This is a genomic window from Gordoniibacillus kamchatkensis (assembly GCF_000829455.1).
In the GTDB taxonomy this organism is placed as follows: Bacteria; Bacillota; Bacilli; order Paenibacillales; family NBRC-103111; genus Gordoniibacillus; species Gordoniibacillus kamchatkensis.
Genome location: NZ_JXAK01000023.1, coordinates 47,867 through 63,689, shown reverse-complemented (window position 1 = coordinate 63,689; position 15,823 = coordinate 47,867). Strand labels below are relative to the sequence as shown.

General features: G+C 60.3%; 9 protein-coding genes and 4 pseudogenes. All 13 read right to left on the bottom strand.

What is annotated here, in order from left to right; all coding sequences use genetic code 11:
• Positions 1-275: 275 nt before the first annotated feature.
• A pseudogene (gene hemL / locus SD70_RS14545) lies at positions 276-1,594 on the bottom strand (glutamate-1-semialdehyde 2,1-aminomutase).
• A gap of 65 nt (positions 1,595-1,659) precedes the next feature.
• A pseudogene (gene hemG / locus SD70_RS14540) lies at positions 1,660-3,137 on the bottom strand (protoporphyrinogen oxidase).
• A gap of 72 nt (positions 3,138-3,209) precedes the next feature.
• Entirely contained in the window at positions 3,210-4,166 is a 957-nt protein-coding gene (gene hemH, locus SD70_RS14535) for a ferrochelatase (RefSeq protein WP_041048253.1), read from the bottom strand.
• A complete protein-coding gene (gene hemE, locus SD70_RS14530; protein WP_041048252.1) occupies positions 4,163-5,254 on the bottom strand; it encodes a uroporphyrinogen decarboxylase in 1,092 nt (363 codons plus the stop codon). The genes hemH and hemE overlap by 4 nt, the downstream gene beginning before the upstream one ends.
• A gap of 447 nt (positions 5,255-5,701) precedes the next feature.
• Entirely contained in the window at positions 5,702-6,700 is a 999-nt protein-coding gene (gene hemB, locus SD70_RS14525) for a porphobilinogen synthase (protein ID WP_041048251.1), read from the bottom strand.
• Between the two features lie 41 nt (positions 6,701-6,741).
• On the bottom strand, positions 6,742-8,283 hold the full coding sequence (gene cobA, locus SD70_RS14520) for a uroporphyrinogen-III C-methyltransferase (protein ID WP_041048250.1): 1,542 nt from the start codon (positions 8,281-8,283) through the stop codon (positions 6,742-6,744).
• A 14-nt stretch (positions 8,284-8,297) separates the two neighbouring features.
• Positions 8,298-9,253, bottom strand: a pseudogene (hemC, locus tag SD70_RS14515) (hydroxymethylbilane synthase).
• Between the two features lie 56 nt (positions 9,254-9,309).
• Positions 9,310-10,275 (bottom strand): precorrin-2 dehydrogenase/sirohydrochlorin ferrochelatase family protein, encoded by a 966-nt coding sequence (locus SD70_RS36950; protein WP_052487445.1) that lies wholly within the window; start codon positions 10,273-10,275, stop codon positions 9,310-9,312.
• Positions 10,276-10,279: 4 nt separating this feature from the next.
• Positions 10,280-11,113, bottom strand: a complete 834-nt coding sequence (locus tag SD70_RS14505; protein ID WP_041048249.1) for a cytochrome C assembly family protein — start codon at positions 11,111-11,113, stop codon at positions 10,280-10,282.
• Positions 11,114-11,137: 24 nt separating this feature from the next.
• A pseudogene (gene hemA, locus SD70_RS14500) lies at positions 11,138-12,555 on the bottom strand (glutamyl-tRNA reductase).
• A gap of 198 nt (positions 12,556-12,753) precedes the next feature.
• Positions 12,754-13,290: a hypothetical protein gene (locus tag SD70_RS14495; protein ID WP_052487444.1), complete on the bottom strand. Its 537-nt coding sequence runs from the start codon at positions 13,288-13,290 to the stop codon at positions 12,754-12,756.
• Positions 13,291-13,399: 109 nt separating this feature from the next.
• The gene (gene speD / locus SD70_RS14490; protein WP_041048248.1) at positions 13,400-13,801 is read right to left on the bottom strand and encodes an adenosylmethionine decarboxylase; all 402 of its coding nucleotides are present in this window, start codon (positions 13,799-13,801) and stop codon (positions 13,400-13,402) included.
• A gap of 406 nt (positions 13,802-14,207) precedes the next feature.
• Positions 14,208-14,795: a hypothetical protein gene (locus SD70_RS14485; RefSeq protein ID WP_041048247.1), complete on the bottom strand. Its 588-nt coding sequence runs from the start codon at positions 14,793-14,795 to the stop codon at positions 14,208-14,210.
• Positions 14,796-15,823: the final 1,028 nt, after the last annotated feature.

Sequence of the window (15,823 nt, the reverse complement as noted above, 5' to 3'; positions counted from 1 at the left end):
CGGGGGGGGCGCAACGACGCTTTTCAGGCTTGGAAGAACGTTGCCCAGAGGTTCATGCATGAGATCCATACGGCCTAACGCTCGACACGATTATCCTTGAAAGCCTTAACGAACACAGTTCCGCTATCATACTGATAGTAGAGGGTCGGATAAAACTTAACGGAACACAGTTCCGCTAAGCAGAAATACGCTGTGCAGGCTGAAGCTGTATTGAACGGATTTCATAAAAAAGCAGCCAGCTCCTTACGGAGCCGGCTGCTTTTTTGCCAATATGTCTACAGTCTCTTGAGCGCCTCGCGGTGCGCTTCGATCGTCGCCTCGATATCGTCGTCGGTGTGCGCCGTCGATACGAACATGCCCTCGAACTGGGACGGCGCGATCGATACGCCGTGGTCGAGCAGGTGTCCGAACACAGCGTTAAAGCGCGCCACATCGGACGTTTTCGCCGACTCGTAGTCGACGACCGGCTGCGCCGTGAAGAACGGGCAAATCATCGACCCGACGCGATTGATCGTGCATGGCACGCCGGCTTCCGCCGCATTGGCGGCAAATCCGGTTTCGAGCCGGGCCGATTTGCGCTCCAGTTCCTCGTATACGCCAGGCTGCCCGAGCAGCTTCAGCGTCGTGTAGCCGGCGGCCATCGCCAGCGGATTGCCCGACAACGTGCCCGCCTGATAGATCGGACCGCTCGGAGCGACTTGCTCCATAATGTCTCTGCGCCCGCCATAAGCGCCGACCGGCAAACCGCCGCCGATCACTTTGCCGAGGCAGGTCAAATCCGGGGTTATGCCGTACAAGCCTTGCGCGCAGTTCAGGTGAACGCGGAAGCCCGTCATCACTTCGTCGAAAATGAGCAGCGCGCCGTACTGGCTCGTAATCGCGCGCAGCCCTTCCAGGAAACCGGGCTGCGGCGGCACGACGCCCATATTGCCGGCGACCGGCTCGACGATGACTGCCGCGATGTCGTCGCCATAAGCGCGGAAGGCGGCCCCGATCGACTCCAGGTCGTTGTAAGGGACTGTAATTGTATTGACGGCGACGCTTTCCGGCACGCCGGGGCTGTCCGGCAAGCCGAGCGTGGCGACGCCCGATCCCGCCTTGATGAGCAGCGAATCGGCGTGGCCGTGGTAGCTGCCTTCGAACTTGACGATTTTGTTCCGCTTCGTATAGCCGCGCGCCAGACGCAAGGCGCTCATCGTCGCCTCCGTTCCGGAGTTGACCATGCGCACCATTTCGACGGACGGCACCCGTTCGATGACAAGCTTCGCCATCTCCGTTTCGATGAGCGTCGCGCGCCGAAGCTTGTTCCTTTTACCGCCATGTCATGAATCGCCGCAAGCACCTCCGGATGGGCGTGACCTACGATGAGCGGCCCCCACGACCCGACATAATCGATAAACTCGTTGCCGTCGATATCGTAAACGCGCGATCCTTCGCCCCGTTCCATGAACAGCGGCGTGAGCCCGACCGATTTGAACGCCCGCACCGGGCTGTTGACGCCGCCGGGGATCAGTTCCTTCGCCGCCGCAAAAGCGGCCCGCGACTTTGCTTCCTGTCTATGTTGATTAGCCAATTCCCGCCACACCCCCTGCATAATCAAGTTCCTTTTACCGAAAACGCGATATATTGAAGCGGAGCTGCACCAAGATACGCGGCTGGCTACTTCCCTTCCGCGATCCGGGCGACAAGCCGCTCCGCGGTTTGTCTCGCTTGGCCTATGCAGTCGGGCAGGCCGACGCCGCGAAAAGCTGCCCCCGTCGCGTAAACGCCGGGCAAATACGCTTCCAGCTGGCGCTCCAGCTCGGCAATCGACTCCAAATGGCCGACCGCATATTGCGGCATCGATTTCGGCAGACGAGTCACCTCGTAAAATTCCGGCACAGCCTCAATGCCGTGAATGTCGCGGATATCCGCCCGCACCCGCTCTACCAGTTCCTCATCGCTGAGCTTCACCCAGTCCTGCTCGCCCGACCGCCCGACGTAACAGCGCAGCACGATACTGCCTTCCGGCGCCGTATGCAGCCATTTTGCCGACGTCCAGGTGCATGCCGTGATGGTGCGCCCTTCCGAACGCGGCACGACAAAGCCGCTGCCGTCCATCGGGCTCGCAACGTCCTGCGCGCGAAAAACAAGCACGACGTTGGCCACGGAAACGTACTCCAGATTGGCCAAGTATTCGGCGGCTGGAAGTCCGCTCAGCAGCTTGGCCGTCGCGTAAGCGGGCGACGTTAAGACGATCCCGTCAAAACGTTCCTGAACCGTACCGCCGTCGCCATCCTCCAGCATCACCTCATACATCCCGTCGCCCGGTTTATTGAGCGATTTAACCGTTACGCCGGTACGCAGCTCGACACCTTCGTGCCGCAAACGTTCTGCCAGCGCTGAGACGATCGTCTGCAGCCCGCCCTTGTACGTCAGGAAAACGGTGCCCTTGCCCGCATTCGGCAGCTGCCGGGTCGGCGCCGGGGCGGGCGCTTTTTTGCCGGCCATCATGCCGAGTATAAGGCTGCGGTGCTTCTTTTCCAGCTCGTGAAACTGCGGGAACGTCGCGCGCAAGCTGAGCGAATGCGTATCGCCCGCGTAAATGCCGGCGAGAAGCGGTTCGGCGATATGCTCCTGCACTTCGCGCCCGAGCCGCCGCTCGAGAAAATCGCCGAGCGACTCGTCGCGTCCGACGTCCGGCGCGGCAGCAGCAAATCGAGCGCGGCGCGCGCCTTGCCGAGCGGCGAAATAAGGCCGGTTTTCACGAACGGAGCAACCTCGGTCGGAATGCCGAGCACGAGCCCTTGCGGCATCCGGTACAGCTTGCCCCGACGCAGAATGTACGTCTTCTTCGCGTTCGGATTCGTCCCCGTCAGTTCCCCGTCGAGCCCGAGCTCCTTGGTCAGCTCGATGATTGGCAGCTTGCGGCCGAGGAACGAATCCGGGCCTTTCTCGATGACGAAGCCGTCCCGGAGCATCGTGCGAATTTTGCCGCCGACCCTGTCCGTCTGTTCCGCCAGCACGACACGGCAGTCGAGTCCGCGCCGGTTCGCTTCTTTACGCACATAATACGCCGCGCTAAGCCCCGTAATGCCGCCGCCTACAACGAGCACCCGCCTCTGCCGCTGTTCGGTTCCCTGCTCTTCCTTATCCATGCCGCCGCTGCCTCCTTTGTCTGCAACATTGGTCCGATCGTCCGAAGCGCTCCGGCAGCCGGAGGAGTTACGCTATTCGCGTCCAAGCTCCTGCGCCTTCCGGTGCACGACGTCGCTCAGCGTCTCCATGTACAGCGGGTCCGTGTTCAGCGACTCCGTCCGTTCGAGGCGCATGCCCAGCTCCTTTGCCAAGCTTTTGCACTCGATGTCGATATCGTACAATACCTCGAGATGGTCGGAAACGAACCCGATCGGGCATATGAGCACGTACCGGACCCCTTCTTCTTGATGAATCGCGCGGAGCACATCCTGAATATCCGGGCCGAGCCACGGCATGGCCGTCTGTCCGGCGCTTTGCCAGGCGAACTGCCAGTTCGTGACGCCCGTCCGCTCGGCGACCGCCCGCGCCGTTTCCAGCAGCTGCTGCGGATACGGATCGCCGATTTCGACGATTTTTTCCGGCAAGCTGTGCGCGCTGAAAATGACGCGGACGTCGTTCTTCGCCACGCCGTCCTTCACGAACGCGTCCAGCTGCGCCGATACCCGCTCGCTCAGCGCCTGCAGCAGTTTGGGATGGAGGTGGTACTGGAGCACAAAACGGATGCTAAGCCCGAGTTTGTCCGCCGCCTCCTGCGCGCGCTTCGTATATGTGCCGACGCTCATCGTCGAAAAATGCGGCGCAAGCACGACGCCGACCGCTTCGCGAATACCGTCCTTCACCATTTGCTCCACGCCGTCCTCGATAAACGGCTGCGCGTGCTTCAGCCCTTGATAGCACACATAGCGAACGTCCGGGTAATCGCGGTTCAACGTTTCCTGCAGCGCCTCGACCTGCTTGTCGGTATTGCGGCGCAGCGGAAAAAATCCGCCCACAATCGCTTCATAGCGTGCCTTCAGATCGCTGAGCTGCTCCTCCGTCGGCGGACGTCCGTGGCGAATGTGCGTGTAGTACGCTTCAATCTGATCCAGGCTTTCGGGCGTCCCGTACGACATGACGAGGACGCCGATTTTGCGCTGCTCATTGTTCATCGCGAACCGACCTCGCTTTCTTTCCCGTCTCCGCGGCTGCGGCTTGCGCCGGCCAGCACCTTGCGCGAATATTCGTGCACGAACGCCGTCAGCTCCCGCAGCTTCTCGAGCGACGCTTCCGGAAACAAGCCGTGGCCCAGGTTAAAAACGTACCCGGGCTGCGCGCAGCCTTCGTCGATAATCGCCTTGGCATGGGCTTCGATGACGGACATCGGCGCGGTCAGCACATACGGATCGAGATTGCCTTGAACGGCGAAGCGCGGTCCGATGCGGCGCCGTCCTTCGGCGATCGGCACCCGCCAGTCGAGGCCGATCACATCGGCCTGCAGCTCTGCGAGATACGGCAGCAGCTCGCCTGATGCGACGCCGGGGAAATAAATTTTCGGCTGCGGCAAATGCGACAGCTCGCGGAAAATGCGCGTGATGACCGGCAGCACGAACGCGCGAAAATCTTGCGGCGCGAGCGCCCCGACCCAAGAATCGAACAGCTGCACAGCCTTGGCGCCGCTGGCAATTTGCGCCTGCAAATACGTAATGACCATGTCGCCGAGCTTCTCCATCAAGGCGTGCCATACATGCGGCTCGGAGTACATCATCTGCTTCGTGCGGATATAGCTTTTCGACGGCTTGCCTTCGATCAGGTAGCTGGCGATCGTGAACGGCGCCCCGGCGAACGTAATAAGCGGCACCGTCAGCTCGCGGCCCAAGATCCGGATCGTCTCCATAATGTGCGGCAAATCTTTGTCCACATCGATCGGCCGCAGGCGATCCACATCGGCTTTCGTCCGGATCGGATCGGCGATGACCGGCCCGACGTTTTTGACGATGTCGAAATCGACGCCGAGCGAAGCGACCGGATTCATAATATCGGAATACAAAATCGCCGCATCGACGCCCAGCTTCTTGACCGGCATCATCGTCACTTCCGCGGCGAGATCCGGCTTTCGGCAAATGTCGAGCAGCGAATGGGTTTCCTTGATAGCCCGGTATTCCGGGTCGTAGCGTCCCGCTTGGCGCATATACCATACCGGCAGCGTCTCGACCGGCTCGCGGCGGCAGGCGCGCAGAAACGTATCGTTATAAGTCATAAGTGCGGCACCATCCTTCTTGGCAACAGCCGGCGTCAACACGCGGCTTCCTTGAAGGCGGCGCGTCGAAAATCGTCGGCTTGCATGTCATTTCCATTATGCCCTAATTTGGGGGTGGTAACAATGGAGCAACCGGGCGTTATTCCGACAAAATGATGACAAAAGGCCGCTCCGAGGAGCGGCTCATTTGTTATCATGAAGGCTGGACTGGCGTTGTGGCGAGCCGGCAAGGCTGCGCTGCGGATTGGAATAGGGGGTTCCGGCCGCGCTTGAAATCGCGTTCTTTAAGGCGGCACGTAAACTCTTCACCTCTATTCCATCCTCCGCTCCGCGATCGGCTCCTAACAACCAGGTCCCGTTAAGCCCAGTCCAACCCTCCGGCTTCAACGCAGTGCAACCCGCGCAGCCCAACCGGCTACCGGCCGGGGCACTTGGCCGCCGTCCCTGTTATTTTCCCGCCCCTAGCCAGCGGGCGGCGTCTTTGGCGTGGTACGTCAAAATGATGTCGGCCCCGGCGCGCTTCATGCCGAGCAGCGTTTCCATCACGATCGCTTCTTCGTTGATCCAGCCGTTCTGGGCCGCCGCTTTGACCATCGAGTATTCGGCGCTCACATTGTACGCTACAAGCGGCAAATCGAAATTGTCGCGCACGGCGCGCAGCACGTCGAGGTACGCGAGCGCCGGCTTGACCATAAGGAAGTCAGCGCCCTCGATGACGTCGGATTCCGCCTCGCGCAGCGCTTCGCGCACGTTGGCCGGGTCCATCTGGTACGTCTTGCGGTCGCCGAACTGCGGCGTGGAGTGCGCTGCGTCGCGGAAAGGTCCGTAGAACGCGGAAGCGTATTTAACCGAGTACGCCATGATCGGCACACCGGAAAATCCGGCTTCGTCGAGCGCTTGGCGGATCGCCTGCACGTAGCCGTCCATCATGTTGGACGGAGCGATAATGTCGGCGCCCGCCCGCGCTTGCGAAACGGCCGTCTTGGCGAGCAGCTCGAGCGATTCGTCGTTGTCGATATCGGCGTGGCCGGTGAGCGGATTGTGCTTCACTACGCCGCAATGCCCGGTATCGGTGAACTGGCAAAGACACGTATCGGCGATGATGAGCAGCTCCGGCTGCCACTCTTTAATGAGCCGAGTCGCCTGCTGCACAATGCCGTTGTCGTCATATGCGGACGAGCCGCAAGCGTCTTTCGTTTCCGGTACGCCGAACAGCAAAATGCCAGGGATGCCGAGCGCAGCCACTTCGTCGATCTCGGCGCGCAGACGGTCGAGAGACCAATGGTACACGCCGGGCATCGACGGTATTTCTTCTTTAATGCCGGTGCCGTGCGTCACAAAGATCGGGTAAATCAGGTCTTGCACCGCGAGCCTCGTTTCCTTCACCATGCTGCGCAGGGCGGCGGAGCCGCGAAGACGGCGGTGCCGAACAGTCGGGAATGACATATTGGAAATCCTCCTTATGAGAACCGGATGAATGGAACAGATCAGCGATGGCCGCCGCCAGCCACAATGCTTTGCAGCAGCCCTTCAATCGTAGCGTTTTCCGCCAGGTGAGTCACGGTTAAGCCTGCTTCGCGGGCGGTCTGAGCCGTCACCGGGCCGATGCAGGCGATGCCGACGCCGCGCAGCAGAGCGAGCGGGTCAGGCTCGCCAAGCAGCTCGAGCGCTTTAAGCAAATTCGTCACCGTCGACGAGCTCGTGAACGTGACGACGTGAATCGCCCGCTCGCGCAGCAGCTCGAGCGCTTCTTCGCCGCCCTCCAGCGAAATGACGTTCTCGTAGGCGTCGACTTCCGCCACTTCGAGCCCCATCGCTTTGAGGGCGTTCGGCAGCGTGTCTTTGGCGATATCGGCAGCCGGCAGCAGCACCCGCTGCCCGGATTGCACGAGCGGCTGCAAAGCCAAAGCAAGCGAATCCGCCTGATATTGCATCGGCAGCGCCTCGGCGATGAGGCCGCGCTGCCGCAGCGCCGATGCGGTCTTGGGACCGACGGCGCCGATGCGCACGCCGGCAAGGGCGCGGATGTCGAGCGAGAGCTCGGCCATGCGGCGGAAAAAGTAGTCCACGCCGTTGACGCTCGTAAACAGCACCCAGTCGAAGCTCGATACGGAGCGAATCGCCTCGTCGAGAGCGGCCAGCGCCTCCTCCCGCGACGGGGAGCGGAGCTGAATGACCGGGAACTCGACCGGCTCGCCGCCGAGCTCGTCGATCCGGTCGACCAGCTCGCTCGCCTGGCTGCGCGCGCGGGTGACGAGAATGCGCCGCCCGAACAGCGGCTTGTTCTCGAACCAGGCCAGCTTCTCGCGCAGCTTGACCACTTCGCCGACGATAATGACGGCCGGCGACTGAAAGTTCGCCGCCCGCACTTTGTCCGCGATGTCGGCCAGCGTTCCGGTCAGCGTCCGCTGCTCCATCCACGTGCCCCAGCGGATGAGAGCTACCGGCAGGTCGGCCGGTTTGCCGCAGGCGATCAAATTTTTGCTTATTTGTTCGATATTCGCCACGCCCATAAGAAATACCATCGTCCCCGCAGCTTTGGCAAGATGCTCCCAATCGACGGCAGAATACGTTTTGTTCGGATATTCGTGCCCTGTCACGATAGCGAACGACGACGTGAAGTCGCGGTGCGTCACGGGAATGCCGGCATACGCCGGCGCGGCGATGGCCGACGTGATGCCCGGAACGATTTCAAACGGGACGCCGTGCTCGGCGAGCAGCTCGGCTTCCTCGCCGACGCGGCCGAACACGCTCGGGTCGCCGCCCTTCAGCCGGGTGACGACGTTCCCTTCCAGCGCCAAATCGACGAGCAGGCGGTTAATTTCCTCTTGCTTCATCATGTGCTTGTCTTTCGCCTTGCCGACGTAGACGAGCTTCGCTTCTTTTTTGCGGTGCAGCAGCAGGCGCGGCGTGGCTAGCCTGTCGTAGACGATGACGTCGGCCTTGCGGATCGCCTCTAGGCCGCGCACCGTAATGAGCTTCGGATCGCCGGGACCGGCGCCGACCAAATATACTTTGCCACAGTTCAACCGGAATCACACCTTTACGGCTTCACAGCCTCCAAAATACGGCCGGCGCCGCGGGCGACCAGCTTCGCCGCGACTTCCCGTCCGAGCTGCTCCGGATCTGTGCCGGAGCAAGTTTCTTTCAGCAGCTCTTTCCCGTCCGGCGAGCCGACGAAGCCGGTCATCGTGAGCAGCGGCGCGCCCTGGCCGGGGCCGGCTTGTTCCGGCGCCAGCGCCGCGTACGCGCCGATCGGCACTTGGCAGCCGCCGTTCAGGCTGCCGAGAAAAGCGCGCTCGGCCCGTACGGCGAGCGCGGTCGGCTCATGCTGGAACAGGCGCAGCAGCTCCAGCAGCGGGGCGTCGTCCGCCCGGCATTCGACGGCGAGCGCGCCCTGCCCGACGGCCGGGACGCACGTCTCGGGCGAAAGCAAGGCGGTGATGCGATCGGCCCAGCCCATCCGCCTCAGGCCCGCGGCGGCGAGCAAAATCGCATCGAAGCTTCCGTTTCGAGCTTGCGCAGCCGCGAATCGATGTTGCCGCGGATCGTTTCGATCCGCACATCCGGCCGCGCGTGCTGCAGCTGGCTCGCGCGGCGCAGCGAGCTCGTGCCGACGCGGGCGCCGCGCGGCAGCTCCTCCAGCGTGGCGGCCACGCTGGAGATGAGCGCGTCGCGCGGGTCTTCCCGCTCCGGCACGGCACCGATCGTCAGCCCTTGCGGCAGCTCGAACGGCATATCCTTCATGCTGTGCACGGCGATGTCGATGTCGCCGCTCAGCATGCCGTCCTCAAGCTCTTTGGTGAACAGCCCTTTGCCGCCTACTTTCGACAGCGTGACGTCGAGAATTTGATCGCCTCGGGTGACGATTTTGCGCAGCTCGAATTCGGCCTCGATGCCGCGGGCGGCGCACAGCTCGCGCAGCCGGTCGACAACCCAGCCGGTTTGCGTCAGCGCCAAAGCGCTTTGTCTAGTGCCAACTACAATGGTGCGTTTCATAGTGCCCCCTGTTAAATATGCCATTTCGCAGCTTATTAAACGTAAGTATAGCGAACCTAAAGCTTCTCCGCCAGTCGTCGTACCGTCTCCGCCGTCGGCTCGCGATCCAATGCCGCCAGCCAGTCGTGCTGCCAGCCTGCGGGCAGCGCGCCGCGGCACAGCAGCGCAGCGCCGTCCAGCTTGTCCAGCTCGCGGTGCAGCTCTTGCCGCCTGGCCGTCTCGGCGACGCGGCTGCGCAGCATGAGGCGCGCTTCGGCCAGCCAATCGAGCCACGCTTCGTGCTCGGGGCCGTAACGCTCCTCCAGCTCGCGGCGAATGCGCCGGGCCGCCGCAGGGCTGGCGCCGGCGGTAGAGACGGCCAGCGTCAGCTTGCCGCGGCGTACGACGGACGGCATGAGCAGCCCGCTCGTCTCCGGATCGTCGGCCACGTTGACCCACGCCCCGCTCGAACGCGCCTCGGCGGCAGCCCGCTCGTTCACCTCGCGCGAGTCCGTTGCTGCGAAGACGAGGTCGGCCCCCGCGGCATCCCCAACGCCGTATTCCCGCTTGAGCCATACAATACGCCTCTCGGACGCCCATATTGCCAAAGCTTCCGTAACGGCAGGGCTTATGACGGTCACTGCCGGTCCGGCTTGTCCGCACGAGGAGGCGCCGTCCCATTCGACATGTACAGGGGACGAGGGAGTCCCGTCCCGTCCGGCGTGTTCCGGAGAGGATGGGCTCCGATCTCGCTCGGCAAGTTCCGGGCTGGAGGAACCCTCGTCGCCCCCGACGTGTTCGGACGAGGCTTGCCCGCCACACCCGGTAAGTCCCGGCGAGGTGCCCGCGCCCCGCCCGACGGAGCCTGGGCTAGGGGCGTCCTCCCTTTGCATGGGGGCAGCCTGAGCGGCAAGCGGCTGAGCCTCGTTTTGCCCGGAGCTCGCTTCCAGCAGCGCGGCCACCTTGCGTTCGGCGACCGCGCCTCCGCCTATGACGACGCAGCGCATTCCGTCCAAACGCAGCATGATCGGCAGCCAGCCCATCTCCTCACCCCATCCATATCCAGTCGTGGAACTCCGATACAAGGTCGGTCACGATGAAGTTGATAACGACGATGACGAACGCCGCCAAATTCCATGCCGCCAGCTTGCGCCCCTCGATTCGCAGCGACCGGCGCTGGTACAAATAAAACACGTAGGCGGCCAGCACAAACAGCGAATTGACGACCTTCGGATCGAGGAACAGCTGCCGGTTGCCGTCGATCGCGATCCAGACGACGCCGAGCGCGAGCGCCAGCAGCAGCAGCGGCGCGCCGATGATGACGGATATGTAGGCGTAGCGGTCCATTTTTTCCAGGCTCGGCAGCCGCTTCATCGTCGGCGACCAGTCTTTGGCCTTCAGCTTGCGGTGCAGAAACAAGTACATGCCCGACAGCACCGCCGAAACGGCGAACGCAGCGTAGCTGCAAATGGCCAGCGACACGTGCACGAACAGCAGCTCGTCGTTGACGTTCCAGTTGTGCAGCGTCGGCGAAACGCGCGGATTGCTGAAAAAGTTGAGCGCCAGCACGCCGAACCCGAACACGTTGATGAAAAAAACGAGCAGTTCGATGCGGAACACCCGCACCATGAAGAGCGAAATCGTGACCAGCAGCCAGGAGAACAGAAACAGCGTCTCCGACCCGGAAAACACCCAGGACGCCCGATGGCTGTACACGTTCAGTCCCAAATATACGGTTTGCAGCACCCATACAAATGAAAGCAGCCCCGTTCCGACTCTCTTCACTTTCCGGTTCGCGTGCGCGACATCCGAGAAGTAGAAGAGGAGGCTCAGGGCGTACAAGTATAATATAGCGTCAACTAGCCAGCCTTTGGTAACCATAGCTTCCCTCCGAACCGCAGCCGCTTACGATTGACTGAAAGCTTGCGCGGGAGCGAAACCGAATGCCGGCGCGCCGTCCTCCGTAGCAGCCGCTCCGGGTTTGATGGCGGGCGCACCCGGACGATCGCCGCGCTCGGCCGCCGCCGTGGCCGCTTCCGCAGCTTCCTGCTGGGCCAGCAGCTCCTCCAGCGCAAAAATTTTCGTGAACGTATCCAGCGCTTCGTCGCCGCGGCGCTCCGCAGCCATTTCTTTAATGCGCACGATCGGATCGCGCATCATTTGATTGACGATGCTTTTCGTCAGCTTGCGGATTACTTTCAGCTCATGCTCGTCGAGTCCCGGAAGCTTCTTGACAAGGCTCTCCATCGTCTCCCGATGGATGAGCTCGGCTTTCGTCTGCAGCGCTTGAATGACGGGGGAGACGCCAAGCGTCTTTTTCCACTGCGCGAAGGCGATCATCTCGCTTCCGATCATGCTCTCGATCTTGGCTGCCGTCTGCTTGCGCTCGGCCAAATGATTGTCGACGATCGCTTCGAGATCGTCGATGTCGTACAGGAACACGTTCGACAGCTCGCCGATAGCAGGATCGAGGTCGCGCGGCACAGCGATGTCCATCATGAATAGCGGCCGCGACTTGCGCTTTTGCAGCACCGCAGCGAGCTGCGCCTTCGTGACGACATAGTCCGCCGCACCGGTCGAGCTGATAACGATGTCGGCTTCGACCAGCCGCCGCTGCAGCTCTTCCATTCGGCACGGAATGCCGTTGAATTTGGCCGCGAGCTCGACGGCTTTCTCGTAAGTGCGGTTGAGGACGAGCACTTTGCCCGCGCCGCTCGCGTACAAATGCTTGACCGTCAGCTCGCTCATTTTGCCGGCGCCGAGAATGGCCACCGTCTTGCCTTCGTACGAGCCGAAAATCCGTTTGCCGAGCTCGACTGCCGCATACGAAACGGATACCGGATTTTCATTGATGCCCGTCTCGGAGTGCGCCTTTTTCGCCAGCGTCACGGCCTGTTTGAACAGGTTGTTGAAGAACGTGCCTGTCGTCTTCTCTTGCTGCGCGAGCAAGAAGGCGTCCCGCACCTGGCCGAGAATTTGCGTCTCGCCGAGCACCATCGAATCGAGGCCGCACGCCACGCGGAACAAATGCTCCACGGCGCGCTCGTCTTCGTACGTATATAAATGTTTGGCAAACTGCTCGCGCGGAATGCCGAACCACTCTTCCAAATAAGCCGGGATGTAATGCCCGCACAAATGGGCCCGATCCACGACGACGTACAGCTCCGTCCGATTGCAAGTGGCCACGATCACACTCTCGAGAACGATCTTGGTGCTGTTCAGCTTGGCCAAGCGCGCGGCAAATCGCGCTCCGCGATCGCGAACTTTTCGCGAATTTCGACTGGGGCGCTGCGGTAATTCAGACCTGTCACGACAATATGCATTCGGGTTCCACCTGCCTTTCTATCGCTCTATTATAGCACAGAGCACGCGAAAATCCGACAAAACATTTGACACAATTATGAACCATTCCGGTCCGGTCCCGCTGCGACATTCGTCACACAAGCCGCCCCGCCGCTTAAGAGAGCGGATGCAGCCGCGACCCCTCCCTATCGTTTCCCAGTTTCGGGCTTGCCATCCGCTCACTTCTGGCTATGCTTTTGCAGCAGCTTTACGAGCTTCTCGTCCGTTTCGGCGATCGCCCTGTTCTGGGAGGCGACGACGGCGTCCCCCGACGACAGCAGCTTGCCGTAGCTTTCCTCGAGTTCGGCAAACAGGCCTGCCGTCTCCTGCAGCAGCGCCGCTTCATCCGGCTTCACCGCTCGCGTGCCGCCAAGCTGCAGCCGCAGCATCAGCTGAGACAGCTCCGTCAAGCTGTGCAGCGGCGTCAAATTTTGCTCCCCCACAGCCTTCACAAGCTTATCGTGCGTGAATGCCGCCGTGTAGAGCGCCTGTTTCAGCGGTTCGAGCTCCGCCGCCGTCTTGGCGCCCGCCGCTTGCTTCAGCTGGCTGCCGAGCAGCTCGATATGCAGCTCCGACACTTGATACAGCAAACGAACCGCCGATTCGTCGCTATGCCCCCCGCTGCGCAGCATGCCTACCGTTTGCGATACCGACCAAAGCAATAAAATGGCTAATGCAGCCGCAGCGGCGATCCGCCCGGCCCGGAACTTGCGCACCCCGGCATTCCTCCCCGACTTGTCTTGCTCTACACCATTGTATGCGGCCGGGGCAAACAAATAACCACGGCCGCTTATAGCCGTGGTTATCACGTTCCGTTCGATTGTATTATTTCACCAGCTCAGGCAGCTGGATAGTCGGCGTTTCCACCTGTAGCTCACCGACGCCGCGAACCAGCTTCTTCGCATACACTTTCTCCGGTCTGAGCACGGAGATCATGTAATCGATCGCGAGCTGCGGATCGACGGTTTCACCGCATGTATAGCAGTCAAGAGCGGCGAAGCCTTTCTCAGGATACGTATGAATGGAGAGATGACTTTCCGACAGCAAGACGAGAACCGTTGCGCCTTGAGGCTCGAACTGCTTGGACTGGACCGACAGCACCGTGGCGCCGCAAGCTTCGGCAGCTTCCACCATTTGCGCCTGCAGCCATTCCGCATTCGTCAGACGCTCAAAATCGGCACCCCAAGTATCTACAGCAACATGTCTTCCGAAAGTTGAATATTCCATCTTTCGGTTCCCCCTTCCCAGGAATAAAATTTTGTGAAAATTTCATCCGCTAGGACCTACGTCATTCACTTCTCGAGGGAATAATCTCTCGCAACATATTCATGTCCTGAGTGAATCCTGGTTCCTATATTGTTTTCAACGAAGTTAAAAATAACATCTCTTGACCATAAATGCAATAGTTTTTTTTGGGTGCGGTGCCACCATACCTACCATATGCGATGAACTCAGTCACGGTGCGGGTTCGAAGCATTTTGAACAGGCCTAAAACTGCCCCTGTCTAATAGGCAAAACGAGCCGTTCGGAGAGGGCGGCGGCGCGGTTTGAAAACCGGCTGTCCGCCGTTCGTTCCGACAGCAAAAAAAGAAGCCCCGCATGGCGGGACTTCCTCGCCGCGGCGGACCGCAGCTCAGGCTTCGAGGGCGAACAGCTTTTGCGTCAAACGCTGCAGCCGCTCGTCAATATGATGATTCAGATTCATGCCCTTCAAGTCGTTTCGCAAATCGAGCAATTGATTAATCTGGTTATAAGTGCGTTCAATTTCCAGCTCGACGTCGCGGCTGCGGAACATTCGCTCCAGCATGCCGATAGTGTCTTTATACTCGTAGACGGTCTGCTCGCGGCCGTTCTTCTGTTCGATAATTTTGCGAACCGCGCCTTGCTCGTAGTGATAAATCATCGTATATCCGGTATAAATGCGTTTCACGACGGCGCTGCCTTTGAAATGGTTGACGGCTTTGCGCATCGCATTGACCAGCCTATGGTTCGTAATCGTACAGGATCCTTCGCACACGTAACGCCCTGACACCCATTCGAACGGAAGGACGATTTCCTGACCTCCGTCGTCTTGCAGCACCACTTCCTGATTTCCGTTGTCCAACACTTTCACTTGAAGAGTCGCTTGCTCGCTTACGAACATCGATACGAACTGCTGCAGCTCGTCTTCGGTTAATTGCAGGCAGGTTTTGACGTATTCGGTCGCTAACCTTTGTGCCATAAAAAATCCCTCGATTCTTTTATTTCCAAACCGTGTGCGCTTACTTCCCCTTATATTATACTACACGGAAGCTTAATATTCCTGCGCGCCAGCGATGGAAATCCGGCGAATACGGGAAAAAATCGCATCCATCCGAGGGAGGTTCGGGAAGGATGCATAAAATAATGCGTTTTGCTCGCAAATCCTCCGGTGGTTGCGGTACTTTCGAAACATTCCGTTGCGGGGCGCGAGCGAACCGGGCCTTTCGTCAGGACGGTGTCGGGTCATCCGGCGAAGTCTCCTTTAATTACACTCGGTCGTCTTCGCCATAAACTCTGCGGTCGCCGCTGTACCGTATCTAGGCGGCGTGCATTCTCTGTTGGTCGTCGCTGCACCGCGCCTCGGCGGCGTGCATTCTCTCGTTGGCCGCCGGTGTCCGCGCCTCGGCGGCGTGCATTCTCTCGTTGGTCGCCGGTGTCCGCGTCGCCTCAATGGAACCGCGTCAGCCGAGGCGATCAGAACAAAGTCGCTAATCAGCGTCCATTTAAGCCCTATTTACGTCAAAATGGGCAAAACAGGCGATTAGCGAATACAATTTCCTTGTCCAGCGACAAATAGTCGTTGCGAGAGACCACCAGGTCTTTGTTGCATAATTTCTTCAAAATCGTCCCGAAAGAGCGCCGCGCGGTACTCTAAATAGAGAATTTCGACGCTATTTATCCTTCAACATCAGTTCGTGGGGTATTTCCTGCTGCAAACTCCCGACAAATAACATTCCCGCGCACAATGCTCGGCGTGTTTTGGCGGCAGACAAACACTTTAGCAAAAAATGCACAGCCGCACGCCCACAGCCAATAGCTTGCGAACCAACACCAGACATAGCGCAGGCACACCATTCCCCAAACTAACATCAGACATTGCGCAGACACACCATTCCCCAAACCAACACCAGACATTGCGCAGACACACCATTCCCCAAACCTATACCAGACAAAGTGCAGACACGCCATTCCTGCAAACGAATGCCGGTCATAGCGCAGACACCGCCA